The sequence below is a fragment of the Pustulibacterium marinum genome, assembly GCF_900116665.1.
In the GTDB taxonomy this organism is placed as follows: Bacteria; Bacteroidota; Bacteroidia; order Flavobacteriales; family Flavobacteriaceae; genus Pustulibacterium; species Pustulibacterium marinum.
Window position 1 is genome coordinate 59,780 of sequence record NZ_FPBK01000010.1, and the last position, 22,972, is coordinate 82,751.

Consider the following 22,972-nt stretch of genomic DNA (forward strand, 5'->3'; position numbering starts at 1 on the left):
CTTATCCGTATTTTTTGTTCTTTTATCCAAAAGCATAACGCTAAAATTTATAAAGTGTTATTTTTGGCGTATGTTAATTAAAGATAGACATACACATGCCTAAAAAAGTTTTTGTATTGTTCCCTGATGGAGTAGGATTGCGAAATTTTGCGTTGACCAATTTTAAAGAAGTAGGTGAGCAGCAAGGAATTGATGTTTGGTATTGGAACAATACGAGTTTTACGGTTAAAGATCGATTAGGCTATAATGAAGTGCTTATTGAAGATAAAAGTCAGCATCCATTAACAGCGGTGTATAGTCGAGTTCGTAAAAGGGCCGAATTGAATGTTTGGACAAAGCAATTTAATGATGTGGTCTATCAACTATATAAATTTCCTTTCAGCTATAAGGGATTGAAAAATACGTTCAGAAGTGGATTGACCAAAACGTTGATAGGGTTAAAGTCTTCTGAAAAAGGAGTAGAAAGTGTACGCGAGCGCATTAAAAGGTTAGAAAGAAGCACCTCTAAATACACGTATTGTAAACAACAATTGCAAGAGCATCAGCCAAAAATGGTGTTGTGTACCAGTCAGCGAGCCACACAGGCCATTGCACCTTTACTAGCGGCTAAAGATTTAGGAATTCCTACGGCTACATTTATCTATTCTTGGGACAATGTGCCTAAGGCGATGTTAGTGGTAGAAACCGATTTCTATTATGTATGGAGTGAACATATGAAGGCTGAATTGTTACAGTACTATCCATTCATCAAAGAAGAACAAATTACGGTTACAGGTACCCCGCAGTTTGAGCCACATTACGATAGCTCATTAGTATTACCACGAGAAGAATTTTTCAAGCAACATGGATTGGATACTGAAAAGCGATATATCTGTTATTCCGGGGATGATGAAACAACCTCTCCGTTAGATCAGTATTATGTAGAAGATTTGGCTTTGGCGGTACGAGAACTGAATAAAGAAGGCTATAATCTTGGAATCATCTACCGTAAATGTCCGGTTGATTTTACAGATCGATACGATGCCATCCTAGAAAGATATAAAGATGTAGTAGTTCCGATAGCGCCTATTTGGACGCAAATCGGAAAAAACTGGAATGAAATAGCCCCTTCGAAAGAAGATTTTAAAATGCTCATTAACGTGTGCGAACATACAGAGTTGGTAACCAATGTGTGTTCGTCAACTGTGTTTGATTTTGCAGTACATAACAAACCTTGTGTTTATTATAACTATGAACAGCCACAATTAAAAAAAGGAATCAGAGACATAGGTCAAAATTACCATTATGTTCATTTTAGATCAATGCCTTCTAAAGATGCCGTGGTTTGGGCCTTACACAAGGAAGCGTTAAAAGATAAGGTAAAAGCCATACTAGATAAAAAAGTGAATCCAACAAAGGAAACACAACAATGGTATGACGTTATTGTGGGTACGACTCCAACCAAGGCTTGTGAAAATATTTGGAAAGCGGTAGGTAGTAAAATAAACTAAGGAAGTATAATTGAGGTCTAGAAAATCTGTAACGCTTGAGATGGTAGAGTAATGGTCAAATTTTGTAAGTATATTGGAATCATTTCGATCTTAACATCATTATTTATGTTTTTTTTTGATGTTGTATATTCAAATATATTTACTCACTCTCCAGTGACCACTAAGGTAGGGTATATTAACTCAAAAAAAGATACCCACTTCAATTTAGTATTTATAGGGTCTTCTAGGGTAGCAAATCATATAGTTCCTAGTGTATTTGAAGAAGAATTAAATTTGAGTGCAATTAACTTTGGTGTTATGGATGCACGACCAAAAGACATGCTTGTCTTAATCAAAGCATTGGATACATGGAATATTACATATGATACTCTTTATGTGCAATTAGATTATTATTACAATTCCTTTGATAGGTCAAATTTTATGTATTATGAAATGTTACCTTATACAAATCTTTTACCCTTGCAATCATATTTTGAATCAGAACACGACAATTTATATATAGAGTATGTGCCTTTTTATAAATATGCAGCTAATGATAGCAAGCTTGGTGTTAGGGCTCTTGTAAAAGAAATAATTACAAAAGAATCAATGTTTGAAGATAGTAAAGGCTTCGTTCCGCTGTATGGTACAGGAAATACATGGAAACGAGTATTACCCGATACAGTACCAAGTAAAGGTAACCCATATATAGCAACTTTAAAGGCTTACAGTGAGAGCCATAAACTAAACGTTAAGTTTTTTGTAGCACCTTTTAGAGAAGATGTTGAGAATTTACGTTTTATAGATTCATTAAAAGTCAGATTGCCAGATCTTATAAATTTTTCAACAAAAATCACTCAGGGTGAGTATTTTAAAAATGGTTATCATTTGAATAATGAAGGAGCTATGAAGTTTTCTAAATTATTTGCTAAGTATCTAAAAGAAAAGTAAAAATGCTCTTTAATTCATTTCAGTTTTTAGTGTTTTTGCCTTTAGTTTTTCTAATCTATTGGTCTATAGGTCAGCAAAGGATTAAGGAGCAAAACGTATTTATTTTACTAGCTAGTTATGTGTTTTATGGATGGTGGGATTATCGCTTTTTAGCATTGATTTTAGCTAGTACTTTATTAGATTTTTTTGTAGCTCAGAAAATAGAAAATACAAATCAAAAAGAAAAGGCGAAGCGGTGGCTGTTTGTAAGTCTGTTGTTCAATTTAGGTTTATTGATAGTTTTTAAATATTACAATTTCTTTGTTGATAGTTGGGTACAAGCCTGGAAAGTTTTTGGTGTAACTATGCATGTTTCTACCATGCGAATTATTTTGCCTGTAGGAATATCATTTTATACATTTCAAACATTGAGTTACACTATAGATGTTTATAGAAGAAATTTAAAAGCTACGAAAGATTTTATTGGATTTGCGGCCTTTGTTACTTTTTTTCCGCAATTAGTAGCGGGACCAATTGAAAGAGCTACGCATTTGCTTCCGCAATTTCATAATTCAAGAAAATTCAATTATGATAAAGCTATCTCAGGAGTACATTTATTCATATGGGGCTTGCTAAAAAAAGTGGTTATTGCAGATTCCTGTGCTGTTTATGTAGATGCAATTTTTGATAATTATGAGCATTTAAACGCTGCAACTTTAATACTGGGAGCTGTTTATTTTGCATTTCAAATATATGGTGATTTTTCAGGATACTCAGATATGGCAATTGGTTTGGCCAGACTTTTTGGTTTTGATTTAATGCGAAATTTTAAAACACCATACTTTAGTAGAGATATTGCTGAATTTTGGAGAAGATGGCATATTTCTCTTTCCACATGGTTTAGAGATTACTTGTATATACCTCTAGGAGGAAGTAGAGGAGCAAAAATACAGCAGGTGCGAAATGTGTTTATAATTTTCTTGGTAAGTGGGTTATGGCACGGTGCTAACTGGACATATGTTTTTTGGGGAGGACTAAATGCGTGCTATTTTTTGCCATTACTCTTGTTCAGTAAGAATAGAAAAAATATTGGTGATCTTGAAATTTTATCAAGTATAGATTTTATTAAAAACCTAGGTAGGATAGCAGTAACATTTGCTTTTACTTGTTTTGCGTGGATTTTTTTTAGAGCTGAAAATTTGCAAAGTGCTTTTCAGTACATCAAACAGATTACTAATTTTAAGTTTAAAGTAGAGTATTTATCTATAGAAAGGTATTCTGTAGAGTTATTGTTGATGTTATTTATTTTTGTGTTGGTTGAATGGTTTTACAGAAATAGAGAAGAACCTTTGAGTGGGAAAAGGTGCTTGTTAAAAGTGAGCCTTGCAATTGTTACGATTTTAATTTTGGGTTCGTATTCTAATCCTAAAGATTTTATATATTTTCAATTTTAGAGGTAGTAAGCTTGAGAAAATTTCTGAATTATATAGGCGTAGTTTTTCTTTTAACAATAGGTATAGCATATACTTTAGATGTATTGTATACAGGTATTTATACTTATGGTGCTGCAAGAACAAAAACAACGTTAGCCTTACAGGAAAAGGAAAAAGAATTTGATGTAGTTTTTTTAGGTTCTTCAAGAGCAAACAATCATTTTGATACGGCTGTTTTTGAGGAGAATGACCTAAAAGTATATAACTTTGGAATGAGCGGAGCTCAATTAGAAGAGAATTTACTCCTGTTGAAATTGTTGATTGCTAATAAGACAAAAATTCACACGCTTGTTTTACAAGTAGATACTAATTTGATAGATACCTATATTTCTGAGGGAACTCGGGTTTCTTTTTATCCGTTTATAGATGAAGATATTATTTCTTCTTATTATGAGAACAAACAGATTAATGAATTTGATTATTTTAAATATGTTCCATTTTACAGATATATGAAGTATGATTCACGTATAGGTTTTAGAGAAACAGCTTTGATAATGGCAAAGTTTCACCAGAAAACTTTAAATGAAGCTAATCTTGGTTTTTCACCTTTATTAGGTATGGGGAAAAATATGAGTTATAATTTAGCGAATGCAAAACCTTTACAGAAACATCCTTACTATGAAGAAATTAAACAGATTTGTGCTAAAGAAAATATAAGGTTTGTTCCGGTGACTACACCTATTTGTGAAAATAGTAGTTCAAATAACTTTTTTAAAAAAATTAGAGCATATTACCCTGAAATAAAAGAGTTGAGTTTTCTTGTAACTGATGATAAATATTTTGAATCTTGCGGACATATGAATGTTGAAGGTGCTCAATTTTTTTCAGAACAGGTATATGAGATGTTTTTTAATAAACAGAATTAATTAAATGAAAATAGGATTTATCACCCCCGAATATCCACATCCAAAAGTAAAACATGCGGCCGGACTAGGGACTAGTATTAAAAATTTAGCAGTTGCTTTGGAGCAGCAAGGACATGATGTATATGTGTTTGTGTACGCACAGGAGAAAGCCGAAACTTTTGTAGAAGACGGAATTTCATTTCATTTGATACCTGATCTTTCTTATAAAGTTGCTAAGTGGTACCAATACCGAAAATACATTCAGCATACCGTACAAGCGATTGTCACCAAAGAGCAAATAGAAATTTTAGAAGTACCAGACTGGACAGGGATTTCGGCGTTTATGAAATTTTCAGTGCCTGTAGTCATGCGCTTTCATGGAAGTGACACCTATTTTTGTCATATCGAAGGCCGTCAACAGAAGTTTAAAAACAAACTCTTTGAAAGCCTGGCAGTCAAAAGCGCTCAGGCTTATATTGCGCCTACTCAATATGCAGGGGATGTAAGTTCACAGTTATTTCAAATTAAAAATAAAGAAGTTCGAACCATTCATTACGGATTGGCTTTAGAGCAATTTGTAAACGATACACCAGAGGTATACGAAACCGGATTGGTGCTGTACATAGGAACCATCATAAGAAAAAAAGGTGTGTTGGAATTGCCTGAGATTTTTAAACGAGTGCAACAGCAACATCCAACCGCGCGTTTAGTTTTGGTAGGAAGTGATGCTCCCGACTTACAAACCAGACAGGCCTCTACCTGGGAATTGCTAAGTTCTCAACTGACTTCTGAATTGAAAGCCAATGTTTCTTATCTAGGAAAAGTGCCGTATCAAAAAGTACAGGAATTGATTCAGAAAGCGCATGTATGTGTGTTTCCCACGTATGCAGAAACTTTAGGGATGGTGACCATAGAATCTATGGCGATGCAAAAACCGGTAGTGAATAGCAACATCGGTTGGGCGCAAGAATTGATGGAAGATGGCAAAAGTGGCTACTTGGTACATCCTTCAAATCATACAACCTATGCAGATAGGATTATCAACTTGTTGAATAATAAAGAGCTTTGTAGGGAAATAGGAGCAGAAGCATTACGTTTTGTTTCGACAAAATTTGATATCAAAAAGCAGGTAGCTAAAAATATACAGTTCTATGAAGAACAGATTGGAACAAGAGCTTAAATCTCTTTTATATGAACTCTCAATACGCTATATATAGTTTATGATAACAGTTGTGATACATGAAACGAAAGTCGTAAAGATTTTAAGAGGCGGTAATGAGTTGGGCATAAATAATAAGAATATTGGAAAATGTTTTGTGAAATTAGCTAAAGATTTTCCTGATGATATTTTGATTTGGAGCGAAGAACGCTTTTTTAAAAATATAAATTATCAAGCGATAGCCGCTCATTTTCAGAACAGACTAACAATGGTTTCTTTTGCTGTAAATGGAGAATTTTTTATCAATAACAGGATTGGTTATATAGATTCTTCTGCCATGTTGAAAATGAGTAAACAGCATGCTATGGCTTCGTGGCGGATGTCGGCAAATGTAGGTGCATTGAACGCCTCAATTGTGAATGCTTATGAGAATGACTTTTTAAGAGATTTTCCTTTTGAATATACGCTAACCTCTATAGCGAAAAGAGCCATGCCAAAAGGATTGTTTTGTTATCATGATCCTAAAATTTTAAAAGATACTTTTGATGTAGTAGAGACTAACTTTAATCCTCAATATGCATATCTTTTTAAATTTGCTAAGGAACATTATAAATCAGTTTGGATCTACTTTTTGTTGATTTCTTTTTTGATTTATGATAAAAGATGTATGATTTTCTCATTTTTTAAAGGTGTTACTTTAAAAAGAAAATCAGCAGTTCAATTAAAGGAAAACAAAATGTCTGTAGTTGATGGAAGTGCTCTGGAATCCAGTACTATAGATGTAATTATCCCAACGATTGGAAGAAAAAAATATTTGTATGATGTGTTGGTTGATTTGAAAAATCAAACCCATCTCCCCAAAAAAGTAATCATCGTAGAGCAAAATCCTGTAAAGAATAGTACGTCGGAATTAGAGTATCTTTCAACAGAAAATTGGCCTTTTGAAATTATACATGAATTTACAAATATAGCAGGGGTTTGTAGAGCAAGAAATATAGCTCTTGATCACGCCACGAGTGATTACCTGTTTTTGGCAGATGATGATATTAGAATAGAGTTGTCATTTATAAAAGAGGCTTTAACTAAAATGATTAATTTAGATGTAAAAGGAGTTACTTTTAGTTGTTTAAAACCCAATCAGGATAAAAGCTATTTCATAGATCATCAAACAGGAATTTTTGGATCAGGATGTTCAATCATAGAAAATAGTGGAATAAAGTTCGATCAAAAATTTGAGTTTGGTTTCGGAGAAGATTTAGAATTTGGAATGCAATTAAGAGAATCTGGAATTGATATTATTTTTTTTTCAGTTCCAGAAATTATTCATTTAAAAGCTCCAATGGGAGGTTTTAGAACAAAGTTTATACATAAGTGGGATAATGAAAAAATTCAGCCTAAACCATCTCCAACCGTATTGTATTCTAAACAAAAACATGGTGTGCAAGAACAAATTTTAGGTTATAAAATGTTGTTGTTCTTTAATGAATTGAAAAGAGTTTCATTTTCAGAACTTCCAACTTTTCTGAGTCAATTTCAAAAGAAATGGGAGGCGTCTAAATATTGGGCTGAAAGGTTATGATCAAATTTTACACAGATAAAAAATATATAAACGAAAAATATCGAAGAAATGTTTTTCCATTACTGTTTGATCTATATTTTAAAGAAAATCAAGATTTACTAAAATTGTATTCGGAAGTTTCAAAATTGGAAGATGCTCAAGTTTTAATAGTGCCAATTTCTATTGATATTTTCTTTAAATCAAAAAAGAAAAAAGAGTTATATAAATTCATAGATAAGGCAAATAGTCTTAATAAATCTGTTTGGATATATTCAAGTGACGATAGGGGAATAACCATAGATAAAAATGTCTTGACTTTCAGGTTTGGTGGGTTCAAGAGCAAAACCTCTATTAATAATACAGTGATGTTGCCTGTTTTTATAGAGGATCCTTTAGATATTTTAAAGATTGATTTTTATCCATTAAAGAAAAATGAACATCCTTTAATTGGTTTTGTAGGTCATGCTGATAAATCAATAAAAAAAATATGGAAAGAACAGTTAATTCATTTATACAATTGCACAAAAATACTCTTGAAAAAGGAGCATTTCGATCATCAAAAGTACTTTCCTTCAGCGGTGATAAGGTATAATTTATTGAAAGAGTTAGAGAGTAGTTCATCAATCCATACAAACTTTATCTATAGAGGACAATATAGAGCTGGTGCTAAAAGTGATGGGGAAAAGCAACGAACTACTTTAGAATTTTATCAAAATATTTTTGATTGTCCTTATACATTCTGTATTCGCGGTGCAGGAAATTTTTCTGTAAGATTATATGAAACATTGGCTTTAGGAAGAATTCCGGTTTTGATAGATACAGATTGCAGACTTCCATTAGAGAATGAAATAGACTGGAAAAAGCATAGCTTGATCACAACCCAAGAAAATTTGATTGAAGATTTTGTGGTTTTTCATAATTCGCTATCCAATAAAGAATTTGAAGCTATTCAAATTTCAAATAGAAAATTATGGAATACCCATTTTAGAAGAGATGCTTTTTTTATGAAGATATATGAGCAACAGAAAAATAATTTTGAATGAAGTTTTCCTTAATTATATGTACCTATAAAAGGGCAAAAGCTATTCAAAATTTGATGGAGTCGGTTTCTCAGCAAACACTATATCCAAATCAGATTTTGATAGTGGACGGTTCGCTTGACTCAGAAACCGAATTGCTGTTTAACAATGCGAATTATAAAAATGTTCAGTATTATAAAGTGACTCCAGAGCAAAGTGGTTTAACCAAACAACGTAATGTTGGAGTTGCTAAAGTAGCTAAGGAAGCTGAAGTAGTTTGCTTTTTAGATGACGATACAGTTTTAGAACCTGATTATTTTGAAGAAGTCATTCGAGTTTTTAAGAATCATGCAGGAGTAGTTGGTGTAGGAGGCGTTGCGGTCAATGAAAATCGTTGGCAAGTAAAAGAAGAAGGCAAGCAGTATGATAACAAGAAATATTACGAATGGGAAGGTTATGTGTGCAAAGAAGGACAACGCAATGTGATTCGGAATTATTTAGGATTGGCTTCTAACAAACCACCCGGAGTAATGCCTGAATATTCGCATGGAAGAACCATGGGGTATCCATTAACAGGAAAGACGTATGAAGTAGATTTGTTAATTGGCATGTCAATGGCTTTTAGAAAAAAAGTGGTTGATGCTATTCCATTTTCAACTTATTTTGAAGGCTATGGCTTGTATGAAGATGCAGATTTTAGCATTCGTGCGCAACAATTTGGGAAATTAGTGCTAGCTACAGCAGCGCAACTCAATCATTATCATGATGCTTCTGGCCGTCCAAATCAATACAAATATGGGAAAATGGTTACGAGAAACGGATGGCGTATTTGGCGGTTAAAATATCCAAATCCTTCCATGAAGGCTAAAATAAAATGGTATTTAATTTCCTGGGTTTTGATAGGTTTGAGAGGATTGAATGTATTGACAACTTCCAAAAAGAAAGAAGCTTTTACAGAAACGATGGGAAGACTTATAGGTTTGTTTGGCTTGCTTTTTCAAAAACCTAGTACTAAATTATGATAGCACTTCTTAAAAAGAAAATATCTAAAAAGATTTCCGAAATTCAAAAGTATCGGAAATATGTGCGTTGGTATAATGGAAATGAGAAAGTAATTCTTCTGGAACTTTCTAGGCGGACTAAAGTGCGTACTTATCTTAATTTGATCATTCGTTTAAATGAAAGTTTTCATCACCCAATTGTTGTGAAATTTTCACCTTGGAAGTTTTTCATTTTAGCTCGTTGGTTTAAAGATTTTTCGAATTTGTACTTTGTAGTTAATATTTCGTCTCATAAAATATTTAAGAAATTAAGCACGTCTTCTAAATCAGATATTAAAGTTGATTTTAACTATAGAAATGTACTTAATTCTAAGAATTATTTAGATAATGTATTGCCATATATAATGCATCCAGCAAATTATTTATTAGAACAACCAGAGTTATTATCTAAATCGGTTGGCATTGTGATTAGTGGTAATGTGAATCAAAATATATACGATACGAATCATATGAAACAATGGTTCGGTATAGAAAATAGATGGAAAGTTTATCAAGAATTGATTCAAGACAAAAATGCGGTACAGATTAATGGGACTGAGTATATGGATGCTACAATATCAAAAAAGTATCTTGATAAATTAGTTCTCATGAAGTGGGATAGTGGTGCCATTGCTATTGAAAAATGGAGAAGTTATTTGTCGGCTTCTAAATATATGTGGTGTGCTCCTGGAATGACAATGCCGCTTTGTCATAATATTTTGGAAGCGATGTCGGTTGGTGTTGTGCCTATTTTAAATTATGCAGACTGGCTAAATCCAAGCTTAGAGGATGGTAAAAATTGTCTGGTTTATGAAACTTTAGAAGAAATTCCTGATGTCATAGAAAGGGCTTTGAAAATTTCAGATGAAGTGTATGAAAACATGCAAGATGAAGTATGTAGCTATTATCATCAATATTATGAAAGTTTTAATTTTGATACTTTAAATTCACTCACCATACTGAATGAAACCCAAACAGATATTAAACCATAATTATTTCTCATGAAGTTTTTGATTGTAACCCATGTAGTTCATACTCAAAAGGAAGGGCAAATCTACGGATATGCTCCTTATATTAGGGAAATGAATATTTGGTTGAAGTATGTTGATGAGGTAATTATTGTTGCTCCAATAGAGAACAGAGCTGTTTCTTCTATTGATATTTGTTACCAGCATACAAAAATTAAGTTCGTTGCGGTTCCTCAGTTTTCATTAGTAAATGCAACAGAAATTGTAAAAACAGCAGTGAAATTACCCTTGTTATTTTCAAAGGTCTTTTCAGCAATGAAGAGGGCAGACCATATTCATTTACGCTGTCCAGGTAACATGGGACTTATAGGGTGTGTGTTACAAATTGCTTTTCCAAAAAAGTCAAAAACGGCTAAATATGCAGGAAATTGGGATCCTAAAAGTAAGCAGCCTTGGACTTATCGTTTACAACAAAAATTTCTTAGAAATACGAGTTTTACCAAAAATATGCAAGTGTTGGTATATGGTGATTGGGAAAATGAGACAAAAAATATTAAATCTTTTTTTACAGCTACCTATGCGGAACGTGATAAGGAAACTGTGTTGCCTCGTACTTATGCAGGGAAATTAAAGTTTCTATTCGTAGGAATGCTGGCGGCGGGTAAAAGACCTGAATATGCCATTGATTATGTTGTTGGTTTAAGAAAAAAAGGTGTGAATGCTTCTCTTGATATTTTTGGTGATGGATTGTTAAGACATGATTTAGAGAAATTAATTCAAGAGCATCAAGTAGAACATTATATAAGCTTAAGAGGTAATCAGCCAAAAGACATTGTTCAGAAAGCCTATAAAGAAAGTCATTTTATGATATTACCTTCTAAGAGTGAAGGTTGGCCAAAAGTTGTGGCCGAGGCTATGTTTTGGGGGTGTATTCCTATTTCTACAGATGTTTCTTGTGTTTCATTTATGTTAGATAAAGGAAAAAGAGGAATTGTTTTATCTTTAAATTTAGAAGAAGATATCAAACAGTTTTCGAATTTGTGTGTTGATGAAATTCAGCTTCAGGAAATGGCAAAATCTGCAGAAATCTGGTCTAGATCCTATACTACAGATTATTTTGATAGCGAAATTCAAAAATTACTTCATTAATGAGAGTAGTCCAATTAATAGATTCTTTGGAGCCTGGTGGAGCAGAACGTATGGCGGTAAATATAGCTAACGGTTTGGCTAATGAATTAGAGTTTTCTGCATTGGTAGCTACTCGGCTAGAAGGGGATTTAAAACCTTCTATTAAAGACGATGTCGTTTATGAATTTTTAGAGCGAAAAAAGACAGTGGATATAAACGCTATTTTTCGATTTAAAAAGTTTTTAAAAAGCAATCAGATTTCTATTATTCATGCACATAGCAGTTCTTATTTTTTTGCGTGTCTAACTAGAATGTTTTTTCCATCGGTAAAAATAATTTGGCATGATCACTACGGAAACAGTGAATTTCTAGAAAAAAGACCTTTTAAAATCTTAAAGTTTTGTGCACGTAGTTTTGATGCTGTACTGTCGGTAAATGATCAATTAAAGAAATGGGCAGTTGATAAGCTTAAAGTAAAGAATTGTTATTTCATTCCTAATTTTGCTGAATTAGGAAATACTGAAAAAAGAGAAACTTTTTTAAAAGGTGAAGAAGGGAAACGTATCGTTTGTTTGGCCAATTTAAGACCTCAAAAAGATCATATTACTTTACTCAAAGGAGCCAATTTAGTATTTCAAGAACACCCAGATTGGACATTACATTTAGTGGGGAAAGATTTCAATGATGAGTATTCAAAATCTATAAAAGAGCTTGTGAAGTCATTGAAATTAGTTGATAATGTATTCTTTTACGACAGTCGTCAAGATATCCCCTTTATTCTTTTTCAAGCTACCATCGGAGTTTTGTCATCAAAATCCGAAGGTTTACCGGTAGCTTTATTAGAATACGGATTAAGTAAATTACCTGTTGTAGTCACTAATGTTGGTCAGTGTTCGGATGTAATTGAAAATGGAGAAAATGGTATTGTTATAGATTCAACTAATTTTAGTTCTTTACATGATGCGCTAGTCGAATTACTGTTAGATTCTACAAAACGAAAAAAAATAGGCTTAAATTTGAATAGTAGCGTGAATAATCATTTTAGTAGAAAATCATATTTATGTAAACTCATTGAAATTTATGAGGGTTCAGCTTAGAAAAAAAACACAAAATTATCAGTATAAAAAAGAAGGAAGTCTAATACTCTTACATATTATTTTAGGAGTTTTGATTGTATTATTAAGAAAGCCAGCTGCTCTTACTTATGTAATATTATATAGTGGTTTTGCTTTTTATTATCTTCTTAAAACTAAGAATAAGAAAAATGAAGTACTACTTATATGTAGTTATCTAACAGGGATGGATGTTTTTGCTAGAATGACTCATGGATTGTTTTTTTCAGAACAGATTAAATATCTTATTTTGATTTTTATGATATTGGGAATGTTTTACAAAGGTTTTAAAATAAAAGGAGTTTATTATATTCTGTACCTTCTACTACTCATCCCCGGAATATATATATCTGCTACAAATACTCTAAGTTATGATGCTGTTTTTAGAAAAATTATAGCATTTAATTTAAGTGGGCCTTTTTGTTTAGGATTTTGTGCTTTGTATTGTATAGATAGGGAGATAACATTTTTTCAACTTAAAAGGATTTTATTTTGGATGTTATTGCCAATGATATCAATGGCTGTGTTTGTAACCTTTTTTAAGGTAGATATGTCTCAGTCATTTGTTAATACGGCATCTAATTTTGCAGCTTCGGGTGGATATGGACCTAATCAAGTAAGCGTTGCATTGGGCGTAGGAATGTTTATTTTACTTGTACGTTTTTTATTAGATTCACCAACACTTAAATTAAAAGTGATTAATGGAATATTATTAGCATATTTTATTTATCGGGGGTTGATTACTTTTTCGAGAGGTGGAGTTTTAACATCACTTTTTGCTGCTGTTCCATTCGTAGGACTTTTAATATTATATGGAGGTAATAGGATAAAAGGAAAAATGATTAAATATATCCTTGTAATGTCCGGTGTGTTTTCATTGGTATGGGGAGCTGCAAATATGACATCAAACGGTCTTTTGGGACATAGGTACAATAATGAGGATGCAATTGGAAGAAAAAAGGCGGATGCCTTAGGAGGGAGAGAGGAATTAATGGGGTATGAATTAGAAGCCTTCTTTGAAAATCCTTTTTTAGGAATTGGAGTTGGTAATAACAAATTTTTTAGAGTTGAAGAATCAGGTATTGAAGCTGCATCTCATAATGAGATTACTCGATTGCTGGCAGAGCATGGATTACTTGGTATTTTAGCTTTTTTAATATTACTATTAGTTCCATTAGTACGGTTTCTTAACTACCATAAAAATGTATTCGCAATGTCTTTTTTCATATTTTGGTTATTAACTATTAACCATAATGCTACCCGGATAGCTATGCCCGCTTTTCTATACGGATTGTCTGTTTTAACTCTCTATAATGAAAAACCTTCTGTACATAGGAAACAAGTTGTCGCATAGTGGAGTTACAGTAACTACGATTGAAACTTTGGGGAATAAATTTCAGGAGGAAGGCTTCTCCGTTATTTATGCATCTTCAGTGAAGAATAAGACCTTGAGAATGCTTCATATGGTTTGGGTTTTTCTTATAAATCAATATAAAACGGATGCTATTTTAATAGATACCTATAGTACGTCTAATTTCTATTACGCAGTGGTAATAGGTCAATTGGCTAAATTGTTTCGTAAACCCTATATTCCAATACTTCATGGGGGGAATTTAGAAAGTAGATTGAAGAATAATTCCAAATTGGCATATCCATTATTTTCAAAATCATTAGCCAATGTAGCTCCTTCATTATTTTTAAAATCGATATTTGAGAATTATGGTTATAAGAACACGGTATTCATACCAAACCCTATTGATGTTAAAGAATATTCATTTTTAAAAAGAGAAAAAACTAGCTTAAAGTTACTTTGGGTACGTTCTTTTGCAAGTTTGTACAATCCCTTACTTGCAGTTAAAGCTGTAGAGGAATTAATGAAGAGAGGTTATAATGTAGAATTATGTATGGTTGGCCCCCAGAAAGATCAAAGTTGGGATGATTGTCATGCTTATACACAGAAATATTCTTTACCAGTAAAGTTTACAGGGAAACTAACAAAGAGCGAATGGCTTTCACTCTCAAAACAGTACGATGTTTTTATAAATACGACCACGATAGACAATACTCCATTAAGTGTTTTGGAAGCTATGGCACTTGGATTACCAGTGATTTCTACAAATGTTGGTGGAATTCCGTTTCTAATCAGGCATAAGAAAAATGGGATGTTAATTTCTTCAAATGATTTAGAGGGTTTAGTAAATACACTAATTGAATTACATGAAAATCCTGACCTTGTAGCTTCACTTAGTAATGCAGGAAGAGCATATGTGTCTTCACTAGACTGGAGTTTAGCCAAAAAAAAATGGTTAGCTTTGCTGCAAATATCAAATGGGAATAGCTAAATTTATATATGAACTTGGCGAACGTTTAAGAAATCCGTCCTTGCGTTCTCATTATGCTTTTTTGAAAAAGAGCGAGCATTGGTCTGTTAGTGATCTGGAAGCTTATCAATTGAGTAAATTAAAAGAGCTAATAAGTCATTGTATTGATACTGTTCCGTATTATCAAAACATTTTTATCCAAAGCGGTATTTCAGAAAGTTCCATTGAAACTTTAGACGATTTAAAGAAAATTCCGGTCCTGTCTAAGAATCAGCTTCTTGAGAATGTTTCTCAAATTCATAGTACCAAATCTTATCCAAAAGAATTTTTAGCATCTACATCTGGAACCACAGGTGATTCCTTAAAATTCCAACGGGAAGAATCAGCAGATTCATTCAATAGAGCAAGTATTATGCGTGGGTACAGCTGGTATGGAGTTAAACCTTGGGATAGAAATGGCTATTTTTGGGGTTTTAATTTTGATTGGAAAGCAAGGTTGAAAACAAAGTTGCTTGATGCCCTTCAAAATCGTTTCAGACTATTTAGCTATTCACCAGAAAATCTGAAAGATTTCAGTAAAAAACTTCGTAGCGCTACCTATGTACACGGATATTCTTCCATGATTTATCAAACTGCCAAATTAATAGAAGAGCGCAGCCTTGAACCTCCTAAAAACCTGAAAATGGTTAAGGGTACTTCAGAAAAAATATATGATAGTTACAGAGATGTGGTAAAGCGAGTTTTTGGTGTTCCTATTATTTCTGAATATGGTGCAACAGAATCTGGTATTATTGCATTTGAGTGTCCGCATGGGAATATGCATGTAAATATGGAAGGGGTGATTGTAGAATGTGTTGATCATAGAATTTTGGTGACCAATTTACAGTTGTTCAAGTTCCCTATCATAAGATATGAACTGGGCGATTATATAGAGCTTGCAACCAAAAATGAAACTTGCTCTTGCGGCATGAAACATCAGATTTTAAAAGAAGTTACCGGCAGGATTGGAGAGACAATTAGAGGGTTTAAAAGTGAATACCCAAGCTTGTATTTTTACTATATTTTTAAGAATTTGGCTTCAAAACATGACGTTAAACTTACGTATTATGTAGAACAACGAGAAGTAGGTAAGTTGGACTTTTTTATTGAGGAGAAATTAGCATCTTCGCACCAAAATTTATTAAAAAAGGAGATTTCTAAATATTTTCTAAAGGATATTGACTATACCATAAATCGAGGGAAAAAGTCTTCAAAGAATGGAAAAAGTAAAAGTTTTAAATCATACCTTTAATAATATGTCGCCAAATCGTAATATACATTTTGAACTCTCTGAGCGAATTATTTTGTTAAGAGTATTCGATAATTTCTTTATCATTCTGGGACTTATTGTTATCGGAGAACTGTTTCAATTTGATTATTTCTTGCTAAGTGCGAATAACTGGTATTGGATTTTTGTTTTACTGTCGTATTTTAATGTTTTTGGTACCGTATTAGAATTATACAATCTGCAAAAGGCAAGTAGGCGAGAGCAAATATTTCAAAATGTAGTAGTGGTATGTTCTTTAACTACTTTAGTATTTTTACTGACACCTTTTTTTACACCGGTTTTGCCCGACAATCGTTTGCAAATAGTTTATTTTTACTTAGCAGTGACACTTTCAGTTGTGGGATGGCGCTTCTGTTATATCTATTTTATATCGTCTCCTAGATTCTATAAAAATATTGTACTCGTAGGAACTCCAGATGAAATTCAATTTATAGGCGAAGCAATTAAAAGAGAAGCACCTTCTTTTAGAATTAGTGGAGTTTTACTTCTTGATACTTCGATTGCCAAACTGAATGGTTATAAAGTAATAAATCCACAGCGTTTTTTTGAAACTATTGGAGAGAGAAAAGTTTCCGAGATTATTATAGCATCAAATGAAAGGGAAGATTTTCCTGTTGGATTAACAGATAGACTTATTTTACTTCTTGAAAAAGGAATACCAATTCGAGAATACACCCAAGTTTACGAAGAGCTTACAAGTAGAGTGCCACTACAATATGTAGGAAAGGATTTTTATAAATATTTTCCATTCAGTAGAAGTAATCAGAATCAACTGTATCTATTTTTTAGTAGAGTAATTGATGTTCTTTTATCAATAATAGGTCTTTTGTTGTTTTTAATTTGGTTACCTATAGTGTTGGTAGGTAATTTTTTAGGTAACAAAGGTCCATTGTTTTATGTGCAAGAAAGAGTAGGTAAGGGAGGAGAACTTTTCAAAATTTATAAATTGAGAAGTATGGTAGTCGATGCCGAGAAATCTGGAGCAGTTTGGGCGCAACAAAATGATCCTAGAATTACACCATTTGGCCAATTTCTTCGAAAATCCAGGTTAGATGAAATGCCACAGTTCATAAACGTATTGAAAGGAGAAATGAGTATGATTGGTCCAAGACCTGAAAGGCCGGTTTTTGTAAAAAATCTTGCTAAGAGTATCCCGTTTTATGAGGTAAGGCATATGATAAAACCTGGCGTTACTGGATGGGCGCAAGTGAGTACAGAGTATGGTGCATCAGAAGAAGATAGTTTAGAAAAATTGCAATATGATTTATATTATATAAAGCATAGAAGTGCTTTTATGGATATCAATATTATATTCAAAACATTAAGTACCATTCTATTCTATAGAGGTCGTTGATTTTATTGATCGCTAAAGGCAATATCTTCTTTATATTACAGTTTATATATCAACTATTTTTTGAGATATTTGCCAAAACCTTATTTTCTTTTGAAACAACCACTACCAATACTTCTTTTTATCCTTTTCTGTAGTTTTATAGGAGAAGCTCAAACTACAAAATATTCCAATGAATTTATGAATATTGGAGTAGATGCACGCGCTTTTGGTATGGCAAATGCCGTGGTTGCAAATACCAACGATGTTAATTCCGGATATTGGAATCCTGCAGGCTTAATTCATTTAGAGGATAAACAAATATCATTAATGCACGCATCGTATTTTGCAAACATTGCGCAGTATGATTATGCTGGTTTCGCCATGCCTTTAGATAATTATAGTGCTTTTGGAGTTTCCTTTATTCGTTTTGGTGTTGATGATATTATGAATACAACACAGTTAATTGATGCTCAAGGAAATATTGACTATGACAGAATTACTTATTTTTCAGCAGCCGATTACGGAGTCATGTTTTCATACACCAGAACACCGCTTACAAATGATCATCTTTCATACGGCGGAAGTGCCAAGGTGATTAGACGTGTCATTGGGGATTTTGCGAGTTCGTGGGGTTTTGGATTTGATGTGGGTATTCAATATCAAAAAAATGATTGGTCTATTGGTGTTGTGGTGAAAGATATTACAACTACCTATAATACATGGCAAATAGATGAAGATGTTTTTGATGGTGTAAGCAATCAGATTCCTGAACAAGATATTCCTGAAACTACCGAAATTACATTGCCAAAAGCTCAACTAGGAGTGAGCAAATTATTCAAATTTCATTATGATTATTCTTTGTTGGCTGAGGTAGATTTGAACATGCGATTTGCCCAGACAAATGATATTGTTTCTACAGAAGCCGTGAGTTTTACGCCTGCTGTTGGTTTTGAATTTGCCTTTAGAAAAATGGTTTTTGCAAGAGCCGGAGTTGGAAATTTTCAGAATGAATTACAATTAGATAATTCAGAACAAGTAAGTTTTCAGCCAAACATAGGAGTTGGTTTTCGCTATAAGGGAATTCAGCTGGACTATGCCTTGACAGATATTGGAGATCAAAGTGCGGCAATTTATTCCAATGTTTTTTCGCTTAAATTAGACTGGAATTTGTTCAGATAAAACAATAACTTGCCTTTTCTAAATCTAGAAAATTTCTTCATGAAGAATCCCTATATTTTAGCACTTATTTCAGGATTGCTATTAGCAGCTTCTTGGCCTACTTATGGCATTTCTCTAATAGTTTTTATAGCTTTTGTGCCTTTATTATTGGCTGAGTATTCCATTCGAAAATCCGAGGCCAAAAAAACAAATCGAAGAGTTTGGTTGGTTGGGTATACTACTTTTTTTGTGTGGAATCTGCTCACTACTTGGTGGATTTATAATTCCACAGGATTTGGAATGCTATTCGCTGTTCTGGTGAATTCATTACTAATGAGTATCGTGTTTTTGCTATATCACTTAGTAGCGAAAAAATTTCCACCAAAAATTCATTATGTATTTCTTCCGGCAATTTGGATGGCTTTTGAAAAATTTCATTTGAATTGGGATTTTTCTTGGCCATGGCTCAATTTAGGAAATGTGTTTGCCACTTCAACCCATTATATTCAATGGTATGAATATACCGGAAGTTTTGGAGGAAGTCTATGGGTTTGGATCCTTAATCTTGGTTTTTTCAATCTTGTATTAAAATATATAGCAACCAAAAGTTTAAAGTCTGTTCAAAAAAGATTGGTTTTTAATTTGTTATGGATTGCCATTCCCATTGTAATTTCTTTGTTGATTAAATCAAATTATGAAGAAAGCGGAAAAGAAATCGAAGCTGTAATTCTTCAGCCAAACATAGATCCTTATACCGACAAATACTACACCACGAATAAAAAGGTGGCTCAAATTTTAATGGATATGGCAGCGGAAAAAGCAGACGAAAACACCGAAATTATTTTGGCGCCTGAAACTGTTTTTGCAAAAAGTTTCCGTATTAACGATTTTAGTGAGGATTACACAATGTATAGATTGCGCACCTTTTTAAAGCGATATCCAAAGGCAAATTTGCTGGCAGGAACTTCTTTTATAGATGTTTTTCATGATCCCAAAGAAATCACATCCCAATCAAATCAGTACAACGAAAACACTTGGTACAACGATTATAATTCTGCTTTCTTTTTAAATGCAACTACCGATAGTATTCCGGTGTATCATAAATCAAAACTGGTTGTTGGTGTAGAGAATTTTCCTTTCAAATCGGTATTAGAACCACTTTTAGGAAATGTAATGTTAGATTTAGGAGGAACCGTGGCTACCAAAACTACTCAGGAAGATAGAACTGTTTTTTCGGCTGATGATTATAAAGTTGCGCCTGTTATTTGTTATGAATCTGTGTATGGCGAATTTGTTTCAAAGTACATTCAAAATGGAGCCGAGTTTATCGCAATTATTACAAACGATGCTTGGTGGGGAAATACGCAAGGCCATAAGCAGCATTTAAATTATGCACGTTTGAGAGCTATTGAAAATAGGAAAAGTGTTGTTAGAAGTGCCAATACCGGAATTTCTGCTATAATCAATCAAACTGGAGATATTCAACAAACTTTGGAATACGGAGTGCAAGGAAGTTTGAAAGGGAAAATTCATTTGAATAACAAAGTAACATTCTATGCCAGATACGGAGATTACATTGCTCGCGTGGCGGTGTTGGCAAGTGCATTAATTTTGTTATTTGCTTTTACTCGAAAAAGAAAACTGTAGTTTTGTATTAAAAGAAGCAATTTATGAAAAAGCATATTCCAAACCTTATTACCTTATTAAATCTTTTTAGTGGTTGTGTTGCCGTACTTTTTGCGGTGCATGGAAATCTGGAATACGCAGCATATTTTGTTTTTCTTGGAATCTTTTTTGATTATTTTGATGGATTCGCAGCGCGTATGTTACATGTACAATCAGAGCTAGGTTTGCAATTAGATTCGTTGGCAGATATGGTTACTTCTGGCGTAGTTCCCGGGGTTGCAATGTTTCAATTATTGCAATGGAGTACGGGAAGTGTAATGCCCGAAAATTCAGGATGGGATCATCTTCTAATTGGTGAAATGAATTTTTTACCTTTTGTTGGTTTGTGTATTACGCTAGCTTCGGCATACCGTTTAGCAAATTTCAATATTGATGAAAATCAAACGTCATCTTTTATAGGTTTACCAACTCCGGCAAACACTTTATTGATTTTGTCTTTTCCATTGATATTACAATTTCAGAATAGTGATAGCATGCAGCATTTAGTTATGAATAAATGGTTTTTATTGATTTTAACAGCGTTAAGTTGTTATATGCTAAATGCAAAGATTCCATTATTCGCTTTGAAGTTTAAAACGTTTGGATTCAAGGAAAATGCAATCAGATATATATTTTTGATACTATCTGTGATTATGTTAATCACTATGCAATTTATGGCAATTCCTTTGATTATTGTTACCTATGTGTTGTTGTCATTGTTAACTACGGTTTTGAAAAAGTAACTCTTTCATGGCGAAGAAGGACGAAAAAAATCCATTGGAACCCATTTTAAAAGCTTCAGAGAAATCTAGAAAGCAGGCTTTGAAAAATGCGCAGTCTGTAAAAAAGAAAGCTCCACAGAAAAGAAAGTCACCAGTAAAAAGAAAACCTCAAAACAAAAAAAAGTCAAAGAGCTTTTCCTTCAAGAAGCATATCATTTTGCCGATTTTTTTAATAGCGTTTTTGTATGCGCTTTGGCACTACCGTTATACCTTATTTTATTTTGTAGAGAATAAAATTGAAAAGCGCTATGAAGTTTCTTTGGATAACGAAATGCGCGTTTTTGACGTGTTGAGCGGACACAAAAATCTCTTGTATGGAATAGATATTTCTCACTATCAAGGTAGGATAGATTGGGAGCCTGTGATGAAAATTCAAGATAGTTTTCCCGTGTCATTTGTATTTGTAAGAGCAACTGCCGGAAAGGATTTAGAAGATCGAAAATACAAACAAAATTGGAAAGCTTTAAAAGAAAATAGCATTTATCGCGGCGCGTATCATTATTACCGTCCTGATGAAAATTCCATTCAGCAAGCGATTAACTTTATTAACACAGTCAAATTAGAAAAAGGGGATTTACCGCCTGTTTTAGATATTGAAAATGTTCCGTCTACACAATCTATTGATAGTTTAAAATTGGGATTAAAACGCTGGTTGAACCGAGTTGAAAATCATTATAAAGTAAAACCTATTCTGTATAGTGGCGAAGATTTCTACAATCGATTTTTGTATGAAGATTTTGAAGAATATACCATCTGGATTGCTAATTACAGATTTCTAAAAGAAACCATAGAACCCGATTGGAAGTTTTGGCAATTTACAGATAAGGCATCCGTTCCGGGATGCCTAACTGCAGTTGATGTTAATATTTTTAATGGAGATTCGTTACAACTAAAAAAGTTGTTGATGAAGTAAGTTTTTAGAACTCCAATTTCTTTTTACGTAATTCAAAGTTTTGCCCCAAGTATACCTTACGAACCATTTCATCGGCAGCCAAATCTTCTGGAATACCGGCTTTTAGAATGCTTCCTTCAAACATTAAATAAGAGCGTTCCGTAATTGCCAACGTTTCCTGTACGTTGTGGTCGGTGATTAAAATTCCAATGTTTTTGTTTTTCAATTGCGCCACAATACGCTGAATGTCTTCTACCGCAACCGGGTCAACTCCCGCAAAAGGTTCGTCTAATAAAATAAAAGCAGGATCGGTTGCTAAGGCACGCGCAATTTCGGTACGTCTACGCTCACCACCAGATAATAAATCGCCTCGGTTTTTTCGAATATGATTCAAACTAAACTCATCAATCAAAGCATCCATTTTCATTCGTTGCTCTTTTTTAGATAGTTTTGTAAGTTGTAACACACTCATGATGTTATCTTCAATACTCAATTTTCTAAAAACAGAAGCTTCTTGTGCTAAATATCCAATTCCGTTTTGAGCACGTTTGTACATAGGGTAGTTGGTAATTTCCTGATTGTCTAGAAAAATCTTTCCACCATTGGGTTTAATCAATCCAACAATCATATAAAAAGAAGTCGTTTTCCCCGCTCCGTTAGGTCCTAACAACCCAACAATTTCGCCTCGGTTTACTTCTAATGAAATTCCCTTAACTACTTTTCGGCCTTTGTAGGCCTTCATTATATTATCTGCTCTTAACTTCATGTTTCTT

General features: G+C 33.2%; 20 protein-coding genes. 19 read left to right on the top strand and 1 reads right to left on the bottom strand.

The annotated features are described in order from the left end of the window. Positions 1-95: 95 nt before the first annotated feature. The 19 genes from BM383_RS12885 (at position 96) to BM383_RS12975 (ending at position 22,220) form a co-directional block, all read left to right on the top strand. Positions 96-1,490 (top strand): UDP-glycosyltransferase, encoded by a 1,395-nt coding sequence (locus BM383_RS12885; RefSeq protein WP_093025562.1) that lies wholly within the window; start codon positions 96-98, stop codon positions 1,488-1,490. A 105-nt stretch (positions 1,491-1,595) separates the two neighbouring features. Next, the gene (locus BM383_RS12890; RefSeq protein ID WP_093025563.1) at positions 1,596-2,420 is read left to right on the top strand and encodes a hypothetical protein; all 825 of its coding nucleotides are present in this window, start codon (positions 1,596-1,598) and stop codon (positions 2,418-2,420) included. A gap of 2 nt (positions 2,421-2,422) precedes the next feature. Continuing rightward, on the top strand, positions 2,423-3,853 hold the full coding sequence (locus BM383_RS12895) for an MBOAT family O-acyltransferase (protein ID WP_093025564.1): 1,431 nt from the start codon (positions 2,423-2,425) through the stop codon (positions 3,851-3,853). Positions 3,854-3,864: 11 nt separating this feature from the next. Continuing rightward, on the top strand, positions 3,865-4,758 hold the full coding sequence (locus tag BM383_RS12900) for a hypothetical protein (RefSeq protein ID WP_093025565.1): 894 nt from the start codon (positions 3,865-3,867) through the stop codon (positions 4,756-4,758). 4 nt (positions 4,759-4,762) lie between these two features. Beyond that, positions 4,763-5,917, top strand: a complete 1,155-nt coding sequence (locus tag BM383_RS12905) for a glycosyltransferase family 4 protein (RefSeq protein ID WP_093025566.1) — start codon at positions 4,763-4,765, stop codon at positions 5,915-5,917. Positions 5,918-5,957: 40 nt separating this feature from the next. After that, complete coding sequence (locus tag BM383_RS12910; RefSeq protein ID WP_093025567.1) at positions 5,958-7,475, top strand: glycosyltransferase family 2 protein; 1,518 nt, start codon at positions 5,958-5,960, stop codon at positions 7,473-7,475. Between the two features lie 125 nt (positions 7,476-7,600). After that, positions 7,601-8,497 (top strand): exostosin domain-containing protein, encoded by an 897-nt coding sequence (locus tag BM383_RS12915; protein WP_177229123.1) that lies wholly within the window; start codon positions 7,601-7,603, stop codon positions 8,495-8,497. Beyond that, on the top strand, positions 8,494-9,495 hold the full coding sequence (locus tag BM383_RS12920; RefSeq protein ID WP_093025569.1) for a glycosyltransferase family 2 protein: 1,002 nt from the start codon (positions 8,494-8,496) through the stop codon (positions 9,493-9,495). Before BM383_RS12915 ends, BM383_RS12920 begins: the two co-directional genes overlap by 4 nt. After that, the gene (locus tag BM383_RS12925; protein WP_093025570.1) at positions 9,492-10,505 is read left to right on the top strand and encodes a glycosyltransferase; all 1,014 of its coding nucleotides are present in this window, start codon (positions 9,492-9,494) and stop codon (positions 10,503-10,505) included. Before BM383_RS12920 ends, BM383_RS12925 begins: the two co-directional genes overlap by 4 nt. A gap of 9 nt (positions 10,506-10,514) precedes the next feature. Beyond that, on the top strand, positions 10,515-11,630 hold the full coding sequence (locus BM383_RS12930) for a glycosyltransferase (protein WP_093025571.1): 1,116 nt from the start codon (positions 10,515-10,517) through the stop codon (positions 11,628-11,630). After that, positions 11,630-12,706: a glycosyltransferase gene (locus BM383_RS12935; protein WP_093025572.1), complete on the top strand. Its 1,077-nt coding sequence runs from the start codon at positions 11,630-11,632 to the stop codon at positions 12,704-12,706. Before BM383_RS12930 ends, BM383_RS12935 begins: the two co-directional genes overlap by 1 nt. Continuing rightward, a complete protein-coding gene (locus BM383_RS12940) occupies positions 12,690-14,075 on the top strand; it encodes an O-antigen ligase family protein (RefSeq protein WP_093025573.1) in 1,386 nt (461 codons plus the stop codon). The genes BM383_RS12935 and BM383_RS12940 overlap by 17 nt, the downstream gene beginning before the upstream one ends. Then, the gene (locus tag BM383_RS12945; RefSeq protein WP_245766586.1) at positions 14,035-15,063 is read left to right on the top strand and encodes a glycosyltransferase family 4 protein; all 1,029 of its coding nucleotides are present in this window, start codon (positions 14,035-14,037) and stop codon (positions 15,061-15,063) included. Before BM383_RS12940 ends, BM383_RS12945 begins: the two co-directional genes overlap by 41 nt. Further along, positions 15,050-16,333 carry a phenylacetate--CoA ligase family protein gene (locus tag BM383_RS12950; protein WP_093025574.1) on the top strand — a complete coding sequence of 428 codons (1,284 nt, stop codon included), beginning with the start codon at positions 15,050-15,052 and terminating at the stop codon, positions 16,331-16,333. Before BM383_RS12945 ends, BM383_RS12950 begins: the two co-directional genes overlap by 14 nt. Next, positions 16,299-17,723: a sugar transferase gene (locus BM383_RS12955; protein ID WP_245766587.1), complete on the top strand. Its 1,425-nt coding sequence runs from the start codon at positions 16,299-16,301 to the stop codon at positions 17,721-17,723. The genes BM383_RS12950 and BM383_RS12955 overlap by 35 nt, the downstream gene beginning before the upstream one ends. Positions 17,724-17,813: 90 nt before the next feature. Further along, positions 17,814-18,881 carry a putative type IX sorting system protein PorV2 gene (locus tag BM383_RS12960; protein WP_394331592.1) on the top strand — a complete coding sequence of 356 codons (1,068 nt, stop codon included), beginning with the start codon at positions 17,814-17,816 and terminating at the stop codon, positions 18,879-18,881. Positions 18,882-18,920: 39 nt separating this feature from the next. After that, entirely contained in the window at positions 18,921-20,507 is a 1,587-nt protein-coding gene (gene lnt / locus BM383_RS12965) for an apolipoprotein N-acyltransferase (RefSeq protein ID WP_093025575.1), read from the top strand. 23 nt (positions 20,508-20,530) lie between these two features. After that, positions 20,531-21,268, top strand: a complete 738-nt coding sequence (locus BM383_RS12970; protein ID WP_093025576.1) for a CDP-alcohol phosphatidyltransferase family protein — start codon at positions 20,531-20,533, stop codon at positions 21,266-21,268. 7 nt (positions 21,269-21,275) lie between these two features. Next, positions 21,276-22,220 carry a glycoside hydrolase family 25 protein gene (locus tag BM383_RS12975; protein ID WP_093025577.1) on the top strand — a complete coding sequence of 315 codons (945 nt, stop codon included), beginning with the start codon at positions 21,276-21,278 and terminating at the stop codon, positions 22,218-22,220. A 4-nt stretch (positions 22,221-22,224) separates the two neighbouring features. On the opposite strand, the gene lptB is transcribed toward BM383_RS12975, so the two are convergent. Continuing rightward, positions 22,225-22,965 carry an LPS export ABC transporter ATP-binding protein gene (gene lptB / locus BM383_RS12980; RefSeq protein ID WP_093025578.1) on the bottom strand — a complete coding sequence of 247 codons (741 nt, stop codon included), beginning with the start codon at positions 22,963-22,965 and terminating at the stop codon, positions 22,225-22,227. Between the last annotated feature and the right edge of the window lie 7 nt (positions 22,966-22,972).

Bases quoted from the DNA above. Each gene is read 5' to 3' on its own strand.
- BM383_RS12885 (WP_093025562.1), top strand. From the start codon at position 96: ATGCCTAAAAAAGTTTTTGTATTGTTCCCTGATGGAGTAGGATTGCGA.
- BM383_RS12890 (WP_093025563.1), top strand. From the start codon at position 1,596: ATGTTTTTTTTTGATGTTGTATATTCAAATATATTTACTCACTCTCCA.
- BM383_RS12935 (WP_093025572.1), top strand. From the start codon at position 11,630: ATGAGAGTAGTCCAATTAATAGATTCTTTGGAGCCTGGTGGAGCAGAA.
- lnt (WP_093025575.1), top strand. From the start codon at position 18,921: ATGAAGAATCCCTATATTTTAGCACTTATTTCAGGATTGCTATTAGCA.
- BM383_RS12895 (WP_093025564.1), top strand. From the start codon at position 2,423: ATGCTCTTTAATTCATTTCAGTTTTTAGTGTTTTTGCCTTTAGTTTTT.
- BM383_RS12940 (WP_093025573.1), top strand. From the start codon at position 12,690: ATGAGGGTTCAGCTTAGAAAAAAAACACAAAATTATCAGTATAAAAAA.
- BM383_RS12910 (WP_093025567.1), top strand. From the start codon at position 5,958: ATGATAACAGTTGTGATACATGAAACGAAAGTCGTAAAGATTTTAAGA.
- BM383_RS12945 (WP_245766586.1), top strand. From the start codon at position 14,035: ATGAAAAACCTTCTGTACATAGGAAACAAGTTGTCGCATAGTGGAGTT.
- BM383_RS12920 (WP_093025569.1), top strand. From the start codon at position 8,494: ATGAAGTTTTCCTTAATTATATGTACCTATAAAAGGGCAAAAGCTATT.
- BM383_RS12905 (WP_093025566.1), top strand. From the start codon at position 4,763: ATGAAAATAGGATTTATCACCCCCGAATATCCACATCCAAAAGTAAAA.
- lptB (WP_093025578.1), bottom strand. From the start codon at position 22,965: ATGAAGTTAAGAGCAGATAATATAATGAAGGCCTACAAAGGCCGAAAA.
- BM383_RS12955 (WP_245766587.1), top strand. From the start codon at position 16,299: ATGGAAAAAGTAAAAGTTTTAAATCATACCTTTAATAATATGTCGCCA.
- BM383_RS12975 (WP_093025577.1), top strand. From the start codon at position 21,276: ATGGCGAAGAAGGACGAAAAAAATCCATTGGAACCCATTTTAAAAGCT.
- BM383_RS12970 (WP_093025576.1), top strand. From the start codon at position 20,531: ATGAAAAAGCATATTCCAAACCTTATTACCTTATTAAATCTTTTTAGT.
- BM383_RS12925 (WP_093025570.1), top strand. From the start codon at position 9,492: ATGATAGCACTTCTTAAAAAGAAAATATCTAAAAAGATTTCCGAAATT.
- BM383_RS12930 (WP_093025571.1), top strand. From the start codon at position 10,515: ATGAAGTTTTTGATTGTAACCCATGTAGTTCATACTCAAAAGGAAGGG.
- BM383_RS12950 (WP_093025574.1), top strand. From the start codon at position 15,050: ATGGGAATAGCTAAATTTATATATGAACTTGGCGAACGTTTAAGAAAT.